An 18,432-nucleotide genomic window follows, 5' to 3' on the forward strand; every position below is an offset into this window, starting at 1 on the left:
AATAAAGTTGATTTCAGTAGTTTGTTTGATTGTAACATTTTATCTTTTTTTTGATCTGTTCAGCCACAAATCGAGGCGGTTAATATTATTTTCTAACCGTTTAGGTTAATCAGGCTATTATTTGGAAAGCAGTGCCAGTACTTTTGGTTAATTCAGTCCCGTTCCAAAGGAATCCATATAGGGCTATCCCTCCAAGCACAATGAAAATTGTGGCTTTCCGTACTATCGGATTTAGAGAAATTGGCAAGTACAAAAACTTACTTTTCCGGGTATTCGTGTTAGAACCTCCCCTTTGCCCCCTCCAAAGGGGGATAGCATAGTGGCCATATCTAGCGTAGCCTAATTAAATTCCCAACTTATATTTTCTTGTATTTCTAATATGGTAGATCATCTAATTCCTCCCCCTGCCCCCACCAGAGGAGGATAGCATGGCGGCCATATCTAGCATAACTTAATTAAATTTGTCAGCTTATATTTTCTTACATTTCTTATATGGTGAAATTATTCTTTTAAGATTCCCTCCTGCGCGAGAATGACGGTAAGGCTTAAGAACAAGCATAAGTTATTCAACCAATGCAAAATCCTTTTCTAGTTTTATATTGTTAGAGGCCGTACCGATCATCAATTTAAAGTCTCCAGCTTCCGCTCCCCATTTAAGTTGTTGGTTGTAAAAAGAAAGCTTTTCTTTATTGATTAGAAATGTAATTTTCTTGCTCTCTCCTGCTTTCAACATTACCTTTTGGAAATCCTTTAGCTCTTTAACAGGACGCACAACGGATGCAAACTTATCTTGAAGATAAAGTTGAGCAACCTCTTCTCCATCATATTTTCCTGTATTTTTCAAGGTGAAGCTCACTTCTATTTTACCATCCATTTTAAGCTCTGTAGCACTTAAAGCTAAATCAGCATATTCGAATGTGGTATAGCTTAAGCCGTAACCAAATGCAAACTTAGGGCTGTTAGGTAAATCTAAATAAGCCGAACGATAGCGTGTGTCTTTATCATTTTTAGCTGGCCTACCGGTACTTAAATAGTTGTAATACACCGGAATCTGACCTTCATCGCGAGGAAAGGTCATTGGAAGTTTTCCGGCAGGATTATAATCGCCAAACAAAACATTGGCCATAGCATTGCCAGCTTCGCTTCCCAGCCACCAAGTGTACATTATGGCCGGTACGTTATCCGCAGTCCAATTGAAAATTAGAGGTCTGCCCGCCATTACGAGCACTACAACAGGTTTACCTGTAGCTTGGATGGCCTTTATCAAGTCTTCCTGCACCCCTGGAATGTGAATATTTGTTTTACTTTTGGCTTCACCGCTCATATCTAATGCTTCTCCAACAGCCATCACGATCACATCTGCCTGTTTGGCAACTTCAACAGCTTCGGCAAAACCTGTTTTAGAAGAATCAGAAATTTCGCATCCCTTGGCATAAAGCAGTTCTGTTTTATCGCCCAGTTTATTTTTCAATCCCTGATATAAAGAAACAAGATTGTCTTTTTCCCAAGCGATGGACCAAAAGCCTTGCATGTCTTTTTCAGATTTGCCCAATGGACCGATCACCGCAATTTTCTTTAGGTTTTTAGCAAGCGGTAAAACCTGATTGTTGTTTTTTAACAGCACGATACTTTTTTCGGCCATTGATAAAGAAGCCTTTCTATTTTCTGGAGAATTCAATTCCTTTTCCTGACGGGCCTCATTGCTAAAGCGATAAGGATCATCAAATAAACCCAGTTCGAATTTCTTGCGAAGAACTCTTCTAACCGCATCATCAATTAATGCAACCGGAACTTTTTTATCGGCAACCAACTTGGCTAGATTTGGCAAATAGCTTCTGCTTTCCATATCCATATCGCTTCCTGCTTTAATGGCAAGTTCTGCAGCCTGAGTTTTATTTTTAGCAAAACCATGATCAACCATTTCACCGATAGAACCCCAATCACTCACCACGAAACCCGTATATTTCCATTTGTCTTTTAAAATATCCCGTTGTAAATAAGCATTTCCAGTTGCCGGAATACCGTTTAAAGTGTTAAAAGAATTCATAAAGGTTGCAGCGCCGGCATCAACCGCAGCTTTAAACGGTGGAAGATAAACTTCCCAAAGCGTATGATCACTCATGTCTACCGCGGCATAATCTCTTCCTGCAATGGCGGCGCCATATGCAGCAAAGTGCTTGGCACAGGCCATAACTGCATCTAAATTACCCAAACCTTTACCCTGAAAACCCTTAACTCTTGCAAAGGCAATTTTGGAACCCAGATAAGTATCTTCTCCGGCACCTTCCATTACCCTTCCCCAACGCGGATCGCGGGCAATATCAACCATTGGTGCAAAGGTCCAATGCACACCTGATGCAGCCGTTTCCCTTGCTGCAACACGAGCTGCGTTTTCCATGGCAGCCAAATCCCAGCTTGCAGCTTCGGCAAGCGGAATTGGAAAAGTAACCCGGTACCCGTGGATTACATCCAAACCAAAAATCAAAGGAATTTTCATTCTCGATTGCATGGCAACTTCCTGTACTTCACGCGTTTCTTTTGCACCCCGAACATTTAACATAGATCCCAACTTTCCATCTCTAATGTCTTTTAGTTTATTCGGATTATTGGTAATCGGGCCTGTTGCATCGCGGTCTCCGGTATATTGATTTAGCTGACCGATCTTCTCATCCAATGTCATCAGTTTTAAAACAGAATCAATTTTCTTTTCTATCTTCTGATTTTGTGCAGCAGCAGAAAACGATAGGGTTAAAACAAAGGCTAATGGTAAATAATATTTCATCTATATGTTGTATTTCTATTTTATTCCTTCTAAAATTGCCTGGTATCCTGACTTTCTTTGATATTGCGCATCAAATGGCAATGGCCAATCGGGTCGGTTATAATTGGAAGGAATCCAACTATCCGCATCCGTTACATTCCAGGTTGTAATTCCAAATTGCTGACTCTTAGGAATTGCGTTATACGTTTTCACAATAATTTTATATTTCGCAGCCTGTTGTTCGCCGAGTGCCGAAGTGTAGGTTAAGCTTTGGTTGTTATCCGGGTTTAAGGCAATATCTAGCTCGGATATGTGAATTTTTAAACCTGTGGCAGCCGCAAGATTAATGGCATTAACCAAATTAGCATCGCTTTGTGTTACCCGAGTATGCATTTGTAATCCAATTCCATCAATTGGGATTCCTTTATTTTTTAAACCCGTAACTAAATTTAAAATGGCTGTTCTTTTTGTGGGGCCGAATTCATGGCCGTAATCATTATAAAACAATAAGGCATCGGGATCGGCTTCGTGTGCATACTGAAAAGCCCGACCAATGTAATCTGCACCTAGTTTTTGCAACCAAATGCTATTTCTCATGATTCCATCTTCGTCAATTGCCTCATTTACAACATCCCAGGAAACTACTTTCCCTTTGAAATGACCAACAACGGTTTGAATGTGGGTTTTTAATAAATTTTCCCAATCGGCGGTAGTTCCCTGAAAGTTATTTACCCAATCTGGTAAAGATTTATACCAGTTTAAAGTATGGCCATGAACTCTTTTACCATTGGCTTTTGCAAAATCGATCAGATAATCCGCGTCAGCAAAATTGTAAACATCTTTTGATGGATGAACGGATGCAAATTTCATTGCATTTTCAGCCGTGATGCTGTTGAATTCCTTTACAACCAGATTCCGGTAATTGGAATTGCCTTTAAGCAAACTCACATTTACCGCAGCCCCCATGGGAAAAGGCAAGGCAGCTTGCAAAGTAATTTCTGCAACAGGTAAAATTGGCGTTGGCTCAATACTGGTCGCTTTATTTTTTGCGCAAGAAAAAGTCAGTAAAGACACTGACAGGATAAATTTGGCAACTGTACTGACTTTTTTCATTGCGATTCTTATTTATACTTAGCCTGCATTTCTGCGTAAAAATCTTTCAGCACAAAAAAGGCTTTCTTCTTTTTACCTGTTTCACTGATTAACCCTTTACGGTTCCAAAAATTTTGATAAATAGGATGTTGTCTTCTTGGTGATCTAAAATCTGCTAAAATCCAAGGGGTCATACCACGTAAAGCGCCAATTTTAGTTAGCATTTTTATTTGGTTTTTGTAAAGTGCCTCCTGGTATTCCTCGCTCCAACGGGTATTTTCATCGGCATGGAAACCGCCTAAGGCATCGCCACCAAATTCTGTGATGACAACGGGTTTTTTATATTTGATGTCGAAATTATACTTGCTAATTTCTGACGGACTTCCGCCCCAATACCAACCTGCGTATTCATTAAAGCTTACCAAATCTATTTTTTCGCCCAGTGGATCATTTAAAATAATGTTATTGCCATCGCGATGAACCTCTAAAGCGGCAGCAACCAAGCGGGTATCATCTAAAGATCGAGCGGTCTCAGCCAGATTGCTCATAAAACTTAATCGTGGATCGCTTAAAGGTGTTTCGTTTCCGATTGACCAAACGATAACGCTTGCCCGGTTCTTATCACGGACAATTAAATCGGTAAGTTGCTGTTTGGCATTTGCATAAGTTGCAGGATTGGTCCAGCTGATGGTCCAATACACCGGGACTTCGGCCCAAACCAATAAACCCATTTCATCGGCTAAGCGAATCATTTCTTCATTGTGCGGATAATGAGCTAGGCGAACATAATTGCAATTCATATCCTTTGCCCACTGCAACATCATGCGCATATCGCCTTCGGAGCGTAAACGACCAGCTAAAAGCGGGTTTTCATCATGAATGGAAATGCCTCTTAAAAAAACCGATTTTCCGTTTAACAAGATGCTATCACCATCAACCTGAATGGTTCTAAAACCAATCTTATCATTAATATCTTCTTTATCTGTTTTAATATTTACAGCATAAAGTTTAGGGCTTTCTGGCGACCATAGATTTAGGTTATTCCAAACAAATTCATCTGCGATTTTACCTTCAGAATCGGTTTTATATTTCTTTTCTAATTTTAATTCGGGAATGGATAAGGTTACTTCCTGATTGGAAGTGGCATCAGCAAGTTTTACAGAAAAGTTTAAAAGGTTTTTATTTCCCTTAACCAATTGAAGTTTATAATCGCTAATGAAATGATCTGGGAATTCGGCCAGATAAACATCACGTGTTATTCCACCATAGTTCCACCAATCGGTATTAACTGTTGGAATTTCGTCTTGCTTGCGGATGTTATCAACCTTAAGTACGATAGAGTTTTCGCCAACTTTCAAATTATTGGTTACATCAAACTGAAATGGGGTAAAACCACCTTTATGAACACCCAATTTTTTTCCGTTTAGATAAACATGGGCCTCATAATTTACGGCACCAAAATAAACGTAATATCTTTTGCCCTTTTCTGGCTTGGCATCGAACTTTTTGCGCAACCAAATATTACCTTCATAAAGTTCCAGTTTTTCTGATTGAGAATTCCAATCGCCTGGAATATTCATTTGTGGAGAATGATCGAAATCATACTCGATTAATTCTGATTTGTCTTTTTGAACTTTATCGTCATAGTAACCACCTGTTCCGGTTTTAGATTGATCGAAGGGATCGTGTCTATAATCGTAATAACCGTTTTCGTATGGATCGATAATGTAGTTCCATTTGCCGTTTAGGCTTAAAATTTTGCGTGCCTGAATGTTTTGTATAGAGCTAACTTGAGCGTAACTGATTGATGAAAGAAGCGAAAAGCAGATTAAAAATACTCTAAAGGTCGATTTTAACATAAGGTGTGTTTTTAGCTATAAATTAATTGATTGATAAAACTAACAATTAATTAACGGTCGGTGTTTCCACCGACCGCCTAAATTTGAGCAAAATTTAGTTTTCTTTTAATATCCAGGGTTTTGCCCCAATTTCGGTGCCCTGTTCAATTCATTTTGAGAAATAGGGTACAAATAATTTTTAGCTGTGAATACTCTGTTTTCTACCGTAAACGGTGTGTATGTAAATGTAGTTGCGCTGGTTTGTGTAATTCTCATACCGGTAACTGGCTTGTTAAAGGTTATTTCTCCTTCTTTCCAACGGCGAACATCATAAAAACGGTGCTCTTCGAAGCAAAGCTCTACCCTACGCTCGTTGCGAATTCTTTTACGGAATTCTGCCTGTGAAGGAATTACATATCCGTTTCCGGCAGCATTTGTTGTTTGTAAAAGAGGCATCTTAACACCAGTTCTATCTCTTATTAAATTTAAGACTCTTAAAATCTCGGTTTGCGCACCAACGCCTTGAGCCTCGTTTAAAGCCTCGGCGTAATTTAACAGCACCTCAGCATATCTAAAAAAGATCCATGGTCTACGTACATTGGCTACAGTACCCGCCCATACAGCACTTTCGCTTAAATATTTGCGCATGTAATAACCCGTTTTGGTTGCGTTTACATTCAAGCCCAAACCATCTTTACCGCCTACAAAGGTTTCAACAGGTTTTGATTTAAATAATGTGGCAACGTATAAAGCATTGCTGCTGAGTGCAGGCTGAATGGAGGCTGAATTAAATAATACGGTAAAACCTAATCTCGGATCGCGGTTTGCATAGGGATTTGTTGCCACGTAACCCGAAGTTGCATCGCTAATTGGTTTTCCGGTTGTTTTCATTTCGAAGGCATCTACCAATTCCTGTGTTGGGTTGGTACGGCCATTTGCCGCATCGTAACTTATTGGTGCATTGTTGGTTTCTATAGCAACGGTATTCAAAGTAGAGGTTGCAAAAATAGTTTCTGAATTGAAAGCCCCATTGTTCCATAACCAAATGTTTGGGTAAGAAGTATAAATAGCATGTTTATTGGTATCCATAATTCTTTTGGCTGCATCAGCTGCTGCCTGCCATTTGGTAAGATCGTTTGATGGGTTGTACTGCGGACTGGCTGCATACAACAATAATCTAGCTTTAAGTGCCATTGCAGCTGTTTGTGTTGCTCTACCTCTATCGGTAGTTCTCCATTCCGTTGGAGAAAGTGGCAATCTTAAAATGGCTTCTTCGCAATCTGCAGAAATCTGTTTGGCACATTCATCAAAGCTATTTCTTGGCAAATCCAAATCATCGGTAACGTTAAGTGTTTTTGTTACGATTGCAAAACTTCCGTAGCGTTTAAGCAATTCGAATTCGAAGAAGGCCCTGAGAAAAAAGGCCTGACCTTTCAAACGATCTACCTGAGCAGCATAAGTTTGATTTGCCGGCACGTTGGCCGGAAGAACCTCATCAATTGGGATAATTGCACTGCCATCTACTTTCTCCAAAAACATATTGGCTTTGCGTATTCCCACATACATGGCGGCATACACATCATCGAATGTTTTGGAAGGACTCCAAGTTCCATTATTCAGGATATTTATTGAGGAGTTTAAGTTCGAATTTACGGCTTCATCTGATCCGGATGCCAATAATGCTCCATCATCTAAATTATAACGATCAGATAAGACCGAATATACGTTGTTTAAAAAGTTTCTCGAATAATCGGGATTGGCCCAAAGCTGTGCCTCGGTAATATCATTTGTTCCACTGAAAGAACCATCCTGAAGGAAACTATCTTTTTTACATCCAGCCACATAGATAGCTACAATGGCAAGAACTAAATAGAATATATTTTTTTTCATTGTCTTATCTCTTAAAATTTCAAATTCACACCAAAAGAATATATTTTCATATATGGATAGGATGCACTTGATACACCATTAATATTTGAGTTGTAACCCGATTCTGGCAATTCTGGATCAATAGGTAGTCCATCAAGCTGATCGAATGTTAACAGGTTTAAGCCACTTACGTAAAATCTAAGCTGACTTAATTTTAGCCTTTTAACAAATGCCGCAGGTAAAGAATAACCAAGCTCTACATTTTTTAGTCTGATGTAATCTCCAGAACGAATCCAGAAATCAGAAGCTGCAGTGTTGTTTCCACGATCTGCCAAAAGCAATCTAGGGAAAGCTGCACCCGTATTGGTTGGTGTCCATCTATCTACACTAAATTGGTTCAAGAATCCGTTGTTTGTTGTACCTGCATTAACCAATTGCTGTATGTAAATTGAGCGGCCACTTGTTCCCTGGAACAAGAAATTCATATCGAAATTTTTAAAGCCTACTGATGCGCCAAAACCAAAATACGCTTTAGGCACAAAGTTGAAATCGGTTCTTACCCGGTCTAGATCGTTAATTACACCATCGCCATTTTGATCTACGTATTTAATATCTCCTGGTCTAACGTCTTTCGATAAAATCTGTTGCGGTGAAGCATTAATCTGTGCCTGACTTTGAAAAATACCATCAGAAATTAACATGCTGCTAATGTATCCTGCCGTTGTGGAAGCTGTTGCAGAAGGTGCAATAACACTGCTAATTGGATGACCCAATGTTTTTTGATAAGCAGGCAAATTCGCGGCCTCATTAACAGCCAAAATTTTGCTCACATTATACGTATAGTTTCCAAAAACATTTAAATTAACATCACCCAATTTTTTATTGAAATTGATTCCAGTTTCGAAGCCTTTGTATTCTGCCTCACCCTCATTAACATAAATTGCAGTTTGACCTAACAAACTTGGGATTTGAGATGCTGTGGCTAAGTTCTTTCTATCTTCATAAAAATAATCGGCGCTGATGGATAAGGACTGTTTGAACAATCTTGCATCGAAACCGATACTTGATTTATAGGCTTTTTCCCAAGTTAAATTTGGATTGGCAGCCGCTAACTGAGCCGTACCGCCTACACCGGCAAATGTTGTTCCGAAGGTATAACCGGTTGTGCTTCTGCTGTAAAAATCATTAAAAGCAAATCTTCTTGCATTACCCAGGGCATCGTTTCCAACCAAGCCATAAGATCCTCTGATTTTTAAGAAATCAAGAAAGTTTGAAGAACCTTTCATGAAGCTTTCATCAGACAAAATCCATCCGGCAGAAATGGCTGGAAAGAATCCATAACGTTTACCTGGAGCAAAGTTTTCTGAACCAGAGTATGCGCCTGTAAAATCAAGAAAATAACGTTGATTGTAGTTGTAAGATAAGCGGTTCGACCAACCTTCGCGTCTTACATCCAAGCTGCCAAATGAAGCATAGTTTTGTCTAGAAACTCTTGTGGTAAATTTAATATCGTTTTTACCGAAGGTTCTATTGTAATCAAAGCCAGCCCAAAATTCACTTTTTCTGATGTTGCCAGAAAATGCATTTGGCAAATAATCTACCTTGGCCGCTGTTCCATAGGTTTGATAAACACTGGTTGGCAACAACTCCGAAGTCGAATAACTTTGGGTAAATCCAGAGCGGTACAAACCGAAGATATCATAGGCATAAAATACTTCGCCGGATAAGCCTTTTAAAATACCGTCCATTTTTTGTTTAGCGCTAATGGTTGCGATCATATTTCTAACCAAATCGGTACTTGCACCATTTGCCTCAAGCATGGCCTGTGGATTGGCACTTGGAAAGATCGAGGTGCCACCATAAGATCCATCGGCATTTAAAACCGGGAAAGCGTTAGGAGGTGTTGAATATACAGCACTTAAAAAGCCACCTGTACCCACTGCCGGGAAATTAAGGTTGGTGATACGACCACCGATATCCAATGCAACATCTAAGTTTTTATTTACATGCAAATCAAGATTTGTTCTCAAGTTATATCTTGTAAAATCTGTATTTGCATTGTAAGTATCGTTATGACCGCCCTTGTAAAAACCACCTTGTTGATAGGCACTTAGTAAAGTATAGTATTTAATAAAGGCGTTACCACCCGTAACTGTTGCTACATAACGTTGTGTGGGTGCCACTTTCTTGGTAAAATCTCTTACAAAGTTATTGTTTGGGTATTTATAAGGATCTGATCCATCCTGATAAGCCTGAAGTGCTGCCGGTGAATAAACCGCAGCCCCACCACTATTTACAGAAGCTTCGTTATACAAGGTTGCATAGGTATAAGAATCTAATGGGCTTGCCACCTGAAGTGGTGCCTGTAAACCTGCCTGTGCGTCGAAAGTTACCTTTGTTGATGTTGCACTTCCTCTTCTTGTTTTAACATAGATTACGCCATTTGCCGCATACATACCGTACCAAGCCAATGTTGCCGCATCTTTTAAAACACTCACACTTTCAATTTCACCTAAATCCATTGATCTAAAATCGCGTTCGATACCATCAACCAGAACCAATGGATCTTGATTGCTATTATAAGAAGAGCGACCACGAATTAAAAAGCTGGAAACATCGTAACCTGGTTGCTGAGAACCACTTGGATAAATGGCTAAACCCGGTAAACGGCCAGCAAAAACATTCGTTAATGATGATGAAGGGATTTGAGGAAGGTTTTCTGCCGAAACAGTACTTATAGAAGCGGTAACCTCTCTCCTTTTTCTAACTCCGAAAGGAATATAAACGTCATCATCGTCTCCTGCATCTAGTAAGGTTTTCTTTAATACAACCTGACCATTGTTTATTTCTGAAGCAGGTTTTAAAACCGTACCATAGCCTACAAACTTAAATACCAATACATCAGTTGTAGTTGCCTCAATGCTGAAAGCTCCATCGCTACCTGTATTAACTGTTTTATTGCTTTTATCCTCCTGGATTGAAATAACCACTCCCGGAATTGGATTTTTATCCTGATCGACAACTTTTCCTTTAATTGTTAACAGTTCATCAGGTGTTTGCCCGTAAACCTTTAGCATACCCGCCAAGAAAAAGAGCAGGCAAACAATATATTTTGATTTTGATAATTTCATCTTGAATAAATCTTTTTAGCGTTATATTGATTAAGCAACTATTCCCAACCTGGATTTTGAAGTAATATTCCTTTACTTTTATATATCTCTGCCCTTGGGATTGGATATAGGTTCTGTTTTTCTGTCCATGTTTTTTGGAAAGTCTGGCTTAGCACAAATGGTGTGTATACAAAAGTTCCGTTAGTTTGCTTAATTACGTCCATGCCTTTCATTGGCACAGCAATGGTTGTCGATCCAATTTTCCAACGCATAATATCGTACCAGCGGTGATCTTCAAAAGCCAATTCGATTGCACGCTCGTGTCTAATCACCGTACGCATTTCATCGGCAGTCATGTTTGCTTTTAAGCCATAAAGATTATCCGCACCAGCCGTAATACCTGCACGTTTACGAATTGCAACCAATTGTGCGTAAACAGAAGCATCTGGTCCAACGGCTTCATTTTGTGCCTCCGCATAGTTTAACAATACCTCTCCATAACGGAAATAGATGTAGTTAAGTAAGGTTGTGCTTCCACCAACGGTACGGTAAACCTCTGGCCAGTATTTTTTGCAGTAGTATCTAGTCGCTGTATAGGTAATCGTTGTGTTGTAATCTAAAGCGCCAGCTGGGCTAGACCACATTTGTATTTTTCTACCTTGCCAATCCAAATCATTGTAAATGATATTGTTATAGAAACGAGGCTCGCGGTTGGCGTAAGGTTTTTGAGGATCATAACCCGATGTTGGATCTGTAATCGCTTTTCCATTCGCCATCTCATACATATCAACATGGTTTTGGGTTGGATTCATTTGTCCTTGAGCACCACCAGAACCTGGAGACATAGAAAAATCCTGCATCATTTCTCCGGCAAGCGGTGTTGGGCCTTTAATCCTTATCATAATGTATTCTGGAGAACTTGGAAGATTTAACAAATCGCCATAGGTTGGCTGTAAAGTATATCTACCATCCATAAGCACTTGTGCGGCATCAGCAGCAGCTTTCCATTTGGTTTTATCGCCAGTTGGATTGTTTAATGGACTTGCAGCATACAAAAGAACACGGGCTTTTAAAGCTTGTGTCGCTCCTTTTGTTGGTCTGCCGTACATAGAAGCAGTATAATCGGCATCGTTGCCTAATTTCGTTACTGCTGCATCCAACTCGCTAACAATAAATTTGGTAACCTCATCGAAAGAATTGCGTGGAAAATTCACGTCGTCGTTTACATCAAAAGCTTGTGTTATAAGTGGAACGCCACCGAATCTTTTGGTGAGTTCAAAATAAGATAAGGCACGTAAAAATCTCATTTCACCTTCTACCCTAACAGGATCAAAAATTGGAACAGTTGCCGGTGGTGCTGGCGGAACTTCTGCCAGTCTGGTTAGCATTTTATTTTCAATTGCAATACCAGCGTACATTAATCTCCAAACTCCATAAATATCATTTAATGATGGGCCTGTTGAATGATCGTGATATAATCCGCGGTTTAAAGACGTAACAGATCCTTCAGAGTTTCCTGAAACGGCTTCATCAGATGCCTGCGCAGTACAGCCACGGTGATCATTAAATCTTACGTATTTGGTAATAACATAGTTATAGGCATTATCGGCAAATCGGGCAGCCTGTGCAGGATCTGAAAAGATCTGATCTTCATCTAAGGCTACACCTGGCGTTCTTTCCAAATAATCTTTCTTACACGATACCGAGAAAAGTGTTAATAAAAGAATTGTTATATGTATAGTATATTTTTTCATTATCTTAAAAATTAATGTTCATACCAAAATTGAAGACCTTGGAAGTTGGGTAAAGTGCTTGTAATGGGAAAGCCGTATTCACCGTATTTACATTTTCCGGATCTACATACATTCTGTATTTGGTCCAGGTATATAAATTTTGTCCATTTAGGTAAACCCTTACATTACTTAGTTTTAGTGCAGCAGACCATTCTTTAGGTAAAGTCCAAGAAAGCTCTACGTTTCTCACTTTTAAATAAGCAGAATTTTGAAGGGTAAAATCGTTTAAAGCATAATTTAATGAAGCTGTTCCCCTTGCGTGTAATGCTGGCCAAGTTGCGGTTGATGCATTTGCAGGCGTCCAAGAATCTAACATGAATGGATACATTTGCTGTCCATTATTTTGCTCAGTTAAAATTACGTTTGAGCTTACATTGGCAACACCTTGAAACAATACCGAAAGTGAAATCCCTTTATACGTAATTCTAGGACTAAAACTGTAGATATATTCTGGGTTGTTGGTGTAACCAATTGCCTGTTGATCTAAAGTTGTAATCTGTCCGTCGCCATCCAAATCCTTCATTTTTAAATCGCCCGGTATAGGCGTATAACCCTGTTGTTTTGGAGATGCTGCAATATCTGCTGCCGATTGATAGAAACCATCCGTTACATAACCAAAAAACTGACCAACACTTGTTCCTTTTCTTACTGATGATGGTGGCAATCCGTCTGGTTCATCATTTTCTACAATTTTATTTTTAGCATAGCTGAGCTGAGCATTGATTCCTAGTGTTACAGCGCCAACCAGTTTTTGGTAATCTAGTTCTACTTCGTAACCCTTATTGTACACTACTCCTTTATTTAAATTTGGATAAGTATGTCCAAACAAGGCCGAGCCGCTTAACGTAGGGGTTAAAATATCTCTACGGGTTTCATCAAAGAAATCTACATTTAATTTTAGGGCATCTTTAATAAAACGTGCTTCTAAACCGATGTTCCTTTTTGTACCCGTTTCCCATGTCAACTCATCATTACCCAATGCGTTTGAAACGTTTGCAAATTGAGGATCTGGAATCCAGATGGTTGGAAAGTTACTGATGGATAAAGGGTTACCGAAAGGTGCCGACGTATTTGTAGCATAACTTGTAAGATATAGGAAGCGGGAATCTGATACCCGATCATTACCTACCAGACCATAACTTCCTCTAATTTTTAAATAGGTTAAAGCATTATTCTTTTTCCAGAAAGGTTCATTGGTTAAGGTCCAACCTGCAGAAACTGCCGGGAAGAAACCATAACGTAAACCTGGTGCAAAGTTTTCTGAACCATTGTAGGCTGCATTGAATTCTGCGAAATAACGTTCGCCGTAGTTATAAGTAACACGACCAGCAATACCTTGAGATGCTCTTGGTGGTGCAGTAAATGCGGTTCCACCTGTTGAACGGATTAACTGACGTGTACCTAAAGCTAAAGCAGATATGTTGTGGCTTCCAAAACTGCGATCGTAATAGAAACCAGTTTGGAGATTCATGTTTGTGCTACCAGAAGTAACACCACCACTTTGAACCTCGCCTAAAGGTTCATCGCGATTTCTTGTATCTGTTGATAAAGTTGCTGTTCCAGTTGCTGCATTATAAACATATGCCGCCCAGTTTGCATTTCTTCTCGCTACGTTATTGTAATAAGAATCGTAACCAAAATTGGTTTTGAATGATAATCCTTTGGTAATAAAACCTAACTTATAATCTAAGTTGAAGGTACTTTCAATTGTATTTATATCATCGTTACGCGTTCCAAAACGCGTTAATACTGCGTATGGATTCCAGATGTTTGTACCAATATTTGGATTTGCCGTTATTCTACCATCAGGAAGCGTTACCGGATAAGCATAAGCCGGTACCTGCAGAATACGAGATATCATACCTTCTATGGTATCGTAAGAGAAAGCCGAAGAAGATAATAATCCAGCAGGTTGATAACGATCTGCAAAACGACCGCCCAATTTAATTCCTACCGTAAAATCTTTATTCAAGTTTAAATCAACGTTCGAACGGAAGTTGTAACGGTTGTAATTTGGTACCGTATTGATTCCGTATGGAGAATCGAACTTTTTGAAAATCCCATCCTGAAAAGCATAGCCAGCCGAGACAAAATATTTCGCAATTTTAGTACCTCCGTTAATGTTGATGTTGTGCTGTGTTTGCGAATAGAATTTTTTAGTCAGATAATCGAACCACTTCACATCTGGATGACCAAGCGGATCGGAACCATCTTGAAATTTCTGAATATCCAAATCTGTAAAAAATGGTGCTTTGCCATCATTCACATACGATTGATTTAAAAGTATTGCACTATCATAAGCTCCAAGTCCAACCGCTAAGCCTGTATAGGTTTGCAAGGCATAATTACCGGTGTAAGTAACCTTTGGTTTCCCTATTTTACCTTGTTTGGTTGTAATTACGATGATACCGTTTGCACCTCTAATACCATATATGGCTGTAGAAGCGGCATCTTTCAAAACAGTTACTGTTTCAATCTCACTTGGATCAACATCTGAAAAACTTGGGCGCTCTATTCCATCTACAACAACAATTGCGGCATTGTTTACCCCATATGTAGCAACTCCCCTAACTTTAAGCGATGCTCCATCGGCACCCGGCTGACCACTCGTTTGTACTGCAAGTAAACCAGGCAATCGTCCGATTAAACTATTTGTTGGGTTCGGTGTTGGAGATTTCATAATCTCTTCTGCACCAATTTGTGCCACAGCACCGGTAAGTGTTGATTTTTTTTGTGCGCCATAACCCACAACAACCACCTCGTCCAATCCTTGCGAATCTTCGTCTAAGCTTACGTTGATGGTTGTTTTGCCGTTTATTGCAACCTCTTTATTAATATAGCCCACATATACAAAAACTAAAGTACCTGTGGTAGATGCAGCCCTAATGGAAAACTTTCCATTATCGTCGGTAACTGCACCCGTTTGTGTTCCCTTAACTCTAACACTTACGCCCGGTAAGGTTATGCCCTTAGCATCTTTCACCGTACCTGTAATTGTTGTTTGTGCAATTGCTACAAGTGAAAAAAGCATTAGGAAAGTTAATGAATAAAAGATTTTCCCCCTTTGAGTGGCCTCAAATTTAAAAAATGGTAAAATCCTTTTCAAAATGTAAAGTCTATCCATAATTATTAAAAAATTAAATCTATTTGGTTGAAATTTAATGCGTAGTTAATGCCGATGGGAGAAGCTTGGATAACACCATTATTCTGCAACAGTTGTGAGACAGAGCAAATGAATTTCCTCAGTTTTTCAGATCGGATAAATTGAAAAAAGATTGTACGATTTTGTCTTTTAAACGTAATAATCAACCAACAGAAAATGATTGGTTTTACGAGAAATAGAATGATCAGTTACGAGTATTTTTAAAGCACTCGGGGCTGTAAGTAAAGATTCCTTCATATTTATTTGGTTAGTTGGTTTTAACGAATACGAATGTAGAAAGTTGTCTAGATAAAAATCATTATTAAAATGGTTACAAAGGCACAAAATCGACTAGAATACCATTTCAAACGTTTGAAATAATTGAGAAATTTTTCTTATCTATGCATAGAGATTGGAAAAGAAGATGCAAAACACCCCTATTACGCTTAAATTCTTGGCTGAAAAGCTAAAGATGTCAGTATCAACAGTATCTAAAGCCCTTAATAATTACCCCACAATTAATGAATATACGAAGAAGCGTGTTCAGGAAATGGCCCGTGATTTACACTTTACGCCAAACAAATCTGCCATTAATTTAAAGGAAAGAAAATCGAGAATTATTGGAATTATTTTGCCCAATCTTTTAGATTATTTTTTTACAAGAAGCATTTATGGCGTAGAGCAATTTGCCATGAAGAATGGGTACAATGTAATTATCAGTCAATCTCACGATGAACTTGAAAAAGAAATTCAGCTGGCCGATATGCTCTTGAAAAGTCGTGTTGATGGTTTAATAGTTGCAATTTCTAAAAACACCCAGGATTTTAGTCATTTAGACCAGTTTGAAAACATGGGCATTCCTGTAGTTTATTATACCCGAAACCCAAGTTTTAATTTAAGCTGCCACAAAGTTTTGGGGAATACATTTCAGGGCTGTTATCAGGCAACCAAGTTTTTGATTGATCGAGGACATAAAAAAATAGCCTATCTCGGCGGACCAAAAATGATCAACTTTACCCACGATCGCTTTAACGGGTACATTAATGCGTTAAAAGATAATAATGTACCTTTTCAGGCCGAATTGGTTGCTTATACAGATTTTGATAAGGAGAATACGGTTTCAGCAATTCAGAATCTTTTCAATAATTCAGAAAATATGCCAACGGCCTTGGTTGCCTTTAAAGAGCCAATTTTATTCGATGCCATTAAATATCTCAAATCTATAAACCATCCTAAGTTCAATGAAATTGAATGTATTGGTTTTGGCAATACGCCTTTTATCAGTTATCTAGATTCTCCTCCCATTGCTTCTATTGAGGAAAATCCAGAATCGGTTGGGGAAAATGCAATTAAGTTATTACTTCAACTGATTAATAGAGAAATCGAAATTCAGGATTACCAAAAAATAATGGTGGATTGCCAATTGGTTGTGCATTAACTCATCGAAACTGAATTTTGGCGAACATCTATTTTATGCTTTTCGTAATATACATAGGCACCAACGATTAATAGACCTGCAACACCTTCAAAAACAACAATGGTTTGTGTACCAAACCGATGGGCAAAAAACCCCATTAATAAACTGCCTATGGGCAAAACACCTTGATAAGCCATAATGTAATAGCTTAAGGTTCTGCCACGCATTAAATCATCTGCATGGGTTTGCAGATAGGTATTAATGGATGATGTTTGCGCCATTAATCCAAGTGCGGCCAAACCCGTACAAATTAAAGCTAAAATCAAGGATGGCGATATTGCCAGTGCAATTACCGAAACAGCGAGCAACAGCGCAGAAAAGATGATAATTTTTTGAAGGTGCTGGCCTGCCTTTAAGGTAGCCATATAAATTGCACCAAAAAATGCACCCAAACCCGCTGCACTCTCAAACCAGCCAAATGTTGTGGCGGTTCCGCTAAAAATATCCTTTGCAAAAACTGGAAGCAGGGTTGTAAAGGGGATAACCAACAAACTCGATGCTGCCATCATTAAAATCATCGAGGCTAAATCTGGAGAGGTACGCAAATATTCGTAACCTTTCTTTAGATCGATCCAAATATTTTCTGTTGATTTTTTGTGCTCCGTTAGATTTAATTTCATCATTAACAAACAGATCAACACGGCAATAAAGCTAACAAAGTTGAGCAAAAAACAAACATCTTCGCCCAGTGTACTTAATATTACGCCGGCCAACGCTGGGCCAACCAGTCGGGCTGCATTGAAAACGGAGGAATTTAATGCAATTGCATTTGGCAAATCTTCTTTATCTTCTACCAAATTAACCATTAAAGACTGTCTTGCGGTTACATCGAAAGCATTTACCAAACCTTGCACCAGCGAAAGTGCCGCGAGCCAAAAAACGTCATAATGTTTAAACCAGATCATTAAGGCAAGTGCACCAGCCTGAAACATCAAAATAACCTGGGTGATAATTAAAATTTTAAACTTATTGTGTCGATCCACATAACTTCCGGCATACGGCGCCAGCACCAGCGATGGAATTAAGCTTAAAAAAGTAACCAAGCCCAGTAAAAACGCAGATCCGGTTAGGCGGTAAATTAACCAGCTTACCGCAACACGCTGCATCCATGTGCCCACCAATGAAATAGATTGGCCCGTAAAAAATAACCTGTAATTATAATGCCTTAATGAACGAAAAATACTCATGTTTAAAATAGTAAAGTAACTTTACAAAAGTAAAAAGAATTACGGAGTAGTTAAAACCCATATTGTAGAATTATATCATATTTAAATCATAAAAACGATAAAAATTCAGTATTAATTACAAGACATCAAATAAATATCCTTTATATTTGTAAAGTTTATTTAC

9 protein-coding genes are annotated in these 18,432 nt (G+C 38.8%); 1 reads left to right on the top strand and 8 read right to left on the bottom strand.

Annotation, left to right across the window (positions count from 1 at the left end):
* Nucleotides 1-562: 562 nt before the first annotated feature.
* From bglX to DF947_RS03795, 7 genes are all read right to left on the bottom strand, one after another.
* Nucleotides 563-2,782, bottom strand: coding sequence for a beta-glucosidase BglX (bglX, locus tag DF947_RS03765; RefSeq protein WP_109928318.1), 2,220 nt, complete (start codon nucleotides 2,780-2,782; stop codon nucleotides 563-565).
* A 15-nt stretch (nucleotides 2,783-2,797) separates the two neighbouring features.
* Entirely contained in the window at nucleotides 2,798-3,874 is a 1,077-nt protein-coding gene (locus tag DF947_RS03770) for an endo-1,4-beta-xylanase (RefSeq protein ID WP_109928319.1), read from the bottom strand.
* Between the two features lie 8 nt (nucleotides 3,875-3,882).
* Complete coding sequence (locus DF947_RS03775; protein WP_109928320.1) at nucleotides 3,883-5,712, bottom strand: glycoside hydrolase family 2 protein; 1,830 nt, start codon at nucleotides 5,710-5,712, stop codon at nucleotides 3,883-3,885.
* Between the two features lie 105 nt (nucleotides 5,713-5,817).
* Nucleotides 5,818-7,581 carry a RagB/SusD family nutrient uptake outer membrane protein gene (locus DF947_RS03780; protein ID WP_109928321.1) on the bottom strand — a complete coding sequence of 588 codons (1,764 nt, stop codon included), beginning with the start codon at nucleotides 7,579-7,581 and terminating at the stop codon, nucleotides 5,818-5,820.
* An 11-nt stretch (nucleotides 7,582-7,592) separates the two neighbouring features.
* Nucleotides 7,593-10,691, bottom strand: a complete 3,099-nt coding sequence (locus tag DF947_RS03785) for a SusC/RagA family TonB-linked outer membrane protein (RefSeq protein ID WP_109928322.1) — start codon at nucleotides 10,689-10,691, stop codon at nucleotides 7,593-7,595.
* Nucleotides 10,692-10,729: 38 nt separating this feature from the next.
* The gene (locus tag DF947_RS03790; RefSeq protein ID WP_109928323.1) at nucleotides 10,730-12,424 is read right to left on the bottom strand and encodes a RagB/SusD family nutrient uptake outer membrane protein; all 1,695 of its coding nucleotides are present in this window, start codon (nucleotides 12,422-12,424) and stop codon (nucleotides 10,730-10,732) included.
* Nucleotides 12,425-12,428: 4 nt separating this feature from the next.
* Complete coding sequence (locus DF947_RS03795; protein WP_158526224.1) at nucleotides 12,429-15,494, bottom strand: SusC/RagA family TonB-linked outer membrane protein; 3,066 nt, start codon at nucleotides 15,492-15,494, stop codon at nucleotides 12,429-12,431.
* 535 nt (nucleotides 15,495-16,029) lie between these two features.
* Here DF947_RS03795 and DF947_RS03800 point away from each other — a divergent pair.
* On the top strand, nucleotides 16,030-17,043 hold the full coding sequence (locus tag DF947_RS03800) for a LacI family DNA-binding transcriptional regulator (RefSeq protein WP_109928325.1): 1,014 nt from the start codon (nucleotides 16,030-16,032) through the stop codon (nucleotides 17,041-17,043).
* Here DF947_RS03800 and DF947_RS03805 read toward each other — a convergent pair.
* Entirely contained in the window at nucleotides 17,040-18,269 is a 1,230-nt protein-coding gene (locus tag DF947_RS03805) for an MFS transporter (RefSeq protein ID WP_109928326.1), read from the bottom strand. The genes DF947_RS03800 and DF947_RS03805 overlap by 4 nt on opposite strands.
* Between the last annotated feature and the right edge of the window lie 163 nt (nucleotides 18,270-18,432).

This window comes from Pedobacter paludis, assembly GCF_003173575.1.
Classification (GTDB): Bacteria; Bacteroidota; Bacteroidia; order Sphingobacteriales; family Sphingobacteriaceae; genus Pedobacter; species Pedobacter paludis.

Excerpts from the sequence above, each read along its gene's own strand:
- DF947_RS03805 (WP_109928326.1), bottom strand. The coding sequence starts at position 18,269 with ATGAGTATTTTTCGTTCATTAAGGCATTATAATTACAGGTTATTTTTT.
- DF947_RS03795 (WP_158526224.1), bottom strand. The coding sequence starts at position 15,494 with ATGCTTTTTTCACTTGTAGCAATTGCACAAACAACAATTACAGGTACG.
- DF947_RS03800 (WP_109928325.1), top strand. The coding sequence starts at position 16,030 with ATGCAAAACACCCCTATTACGCTTAAATTCTTGGCTGAAAAGCTAAAG.
- DF947_RS03785 (WP_109928322.1), bottom strand. The coding sequence starts at position 10,691 with ATGAAATTATCAAAATCAAAATATATTGTTTGCCTGCTCTTTTTCTTG.
- DF947_RS03770 (WP_109928319.1), bottom strand. The coding sequence starts at position 3,874 with ATGAAAAAAGTCAGTACAGTTGCCAAATTTATCCTGTCAGTGTCTTTA.
- DF947_RS03790 (WP_109928323.1), bottom strand. The coding sequence starts at position 12,424 with ATGAAAAAATATACTATACATATAACAATTCTTTTATTAACACTTTTC.
- DF947_RS03775 (WP_109928320.1), bottom strand. The coding sequence starts at position 5,712 with ATGTTAAAATCGACCTTTAGAGTATTTTTAATCTGCTTTTCGCTTCTT.
- bglX (WP_109928318.1), bottom strand. The coding sequence starts at position 2,782 with ATGAAATATTATTTACCATTAGCCTTTGTTTTAACCCTATCGTTTTCT.
- DF947_RS03780 (WP_109928321.1), bottom strand. The coding sequence starts at position 7,581 with ATGAAAAAAAATATATTCTATTTAGTTCTTGCCATTGTAGCTATCTAT.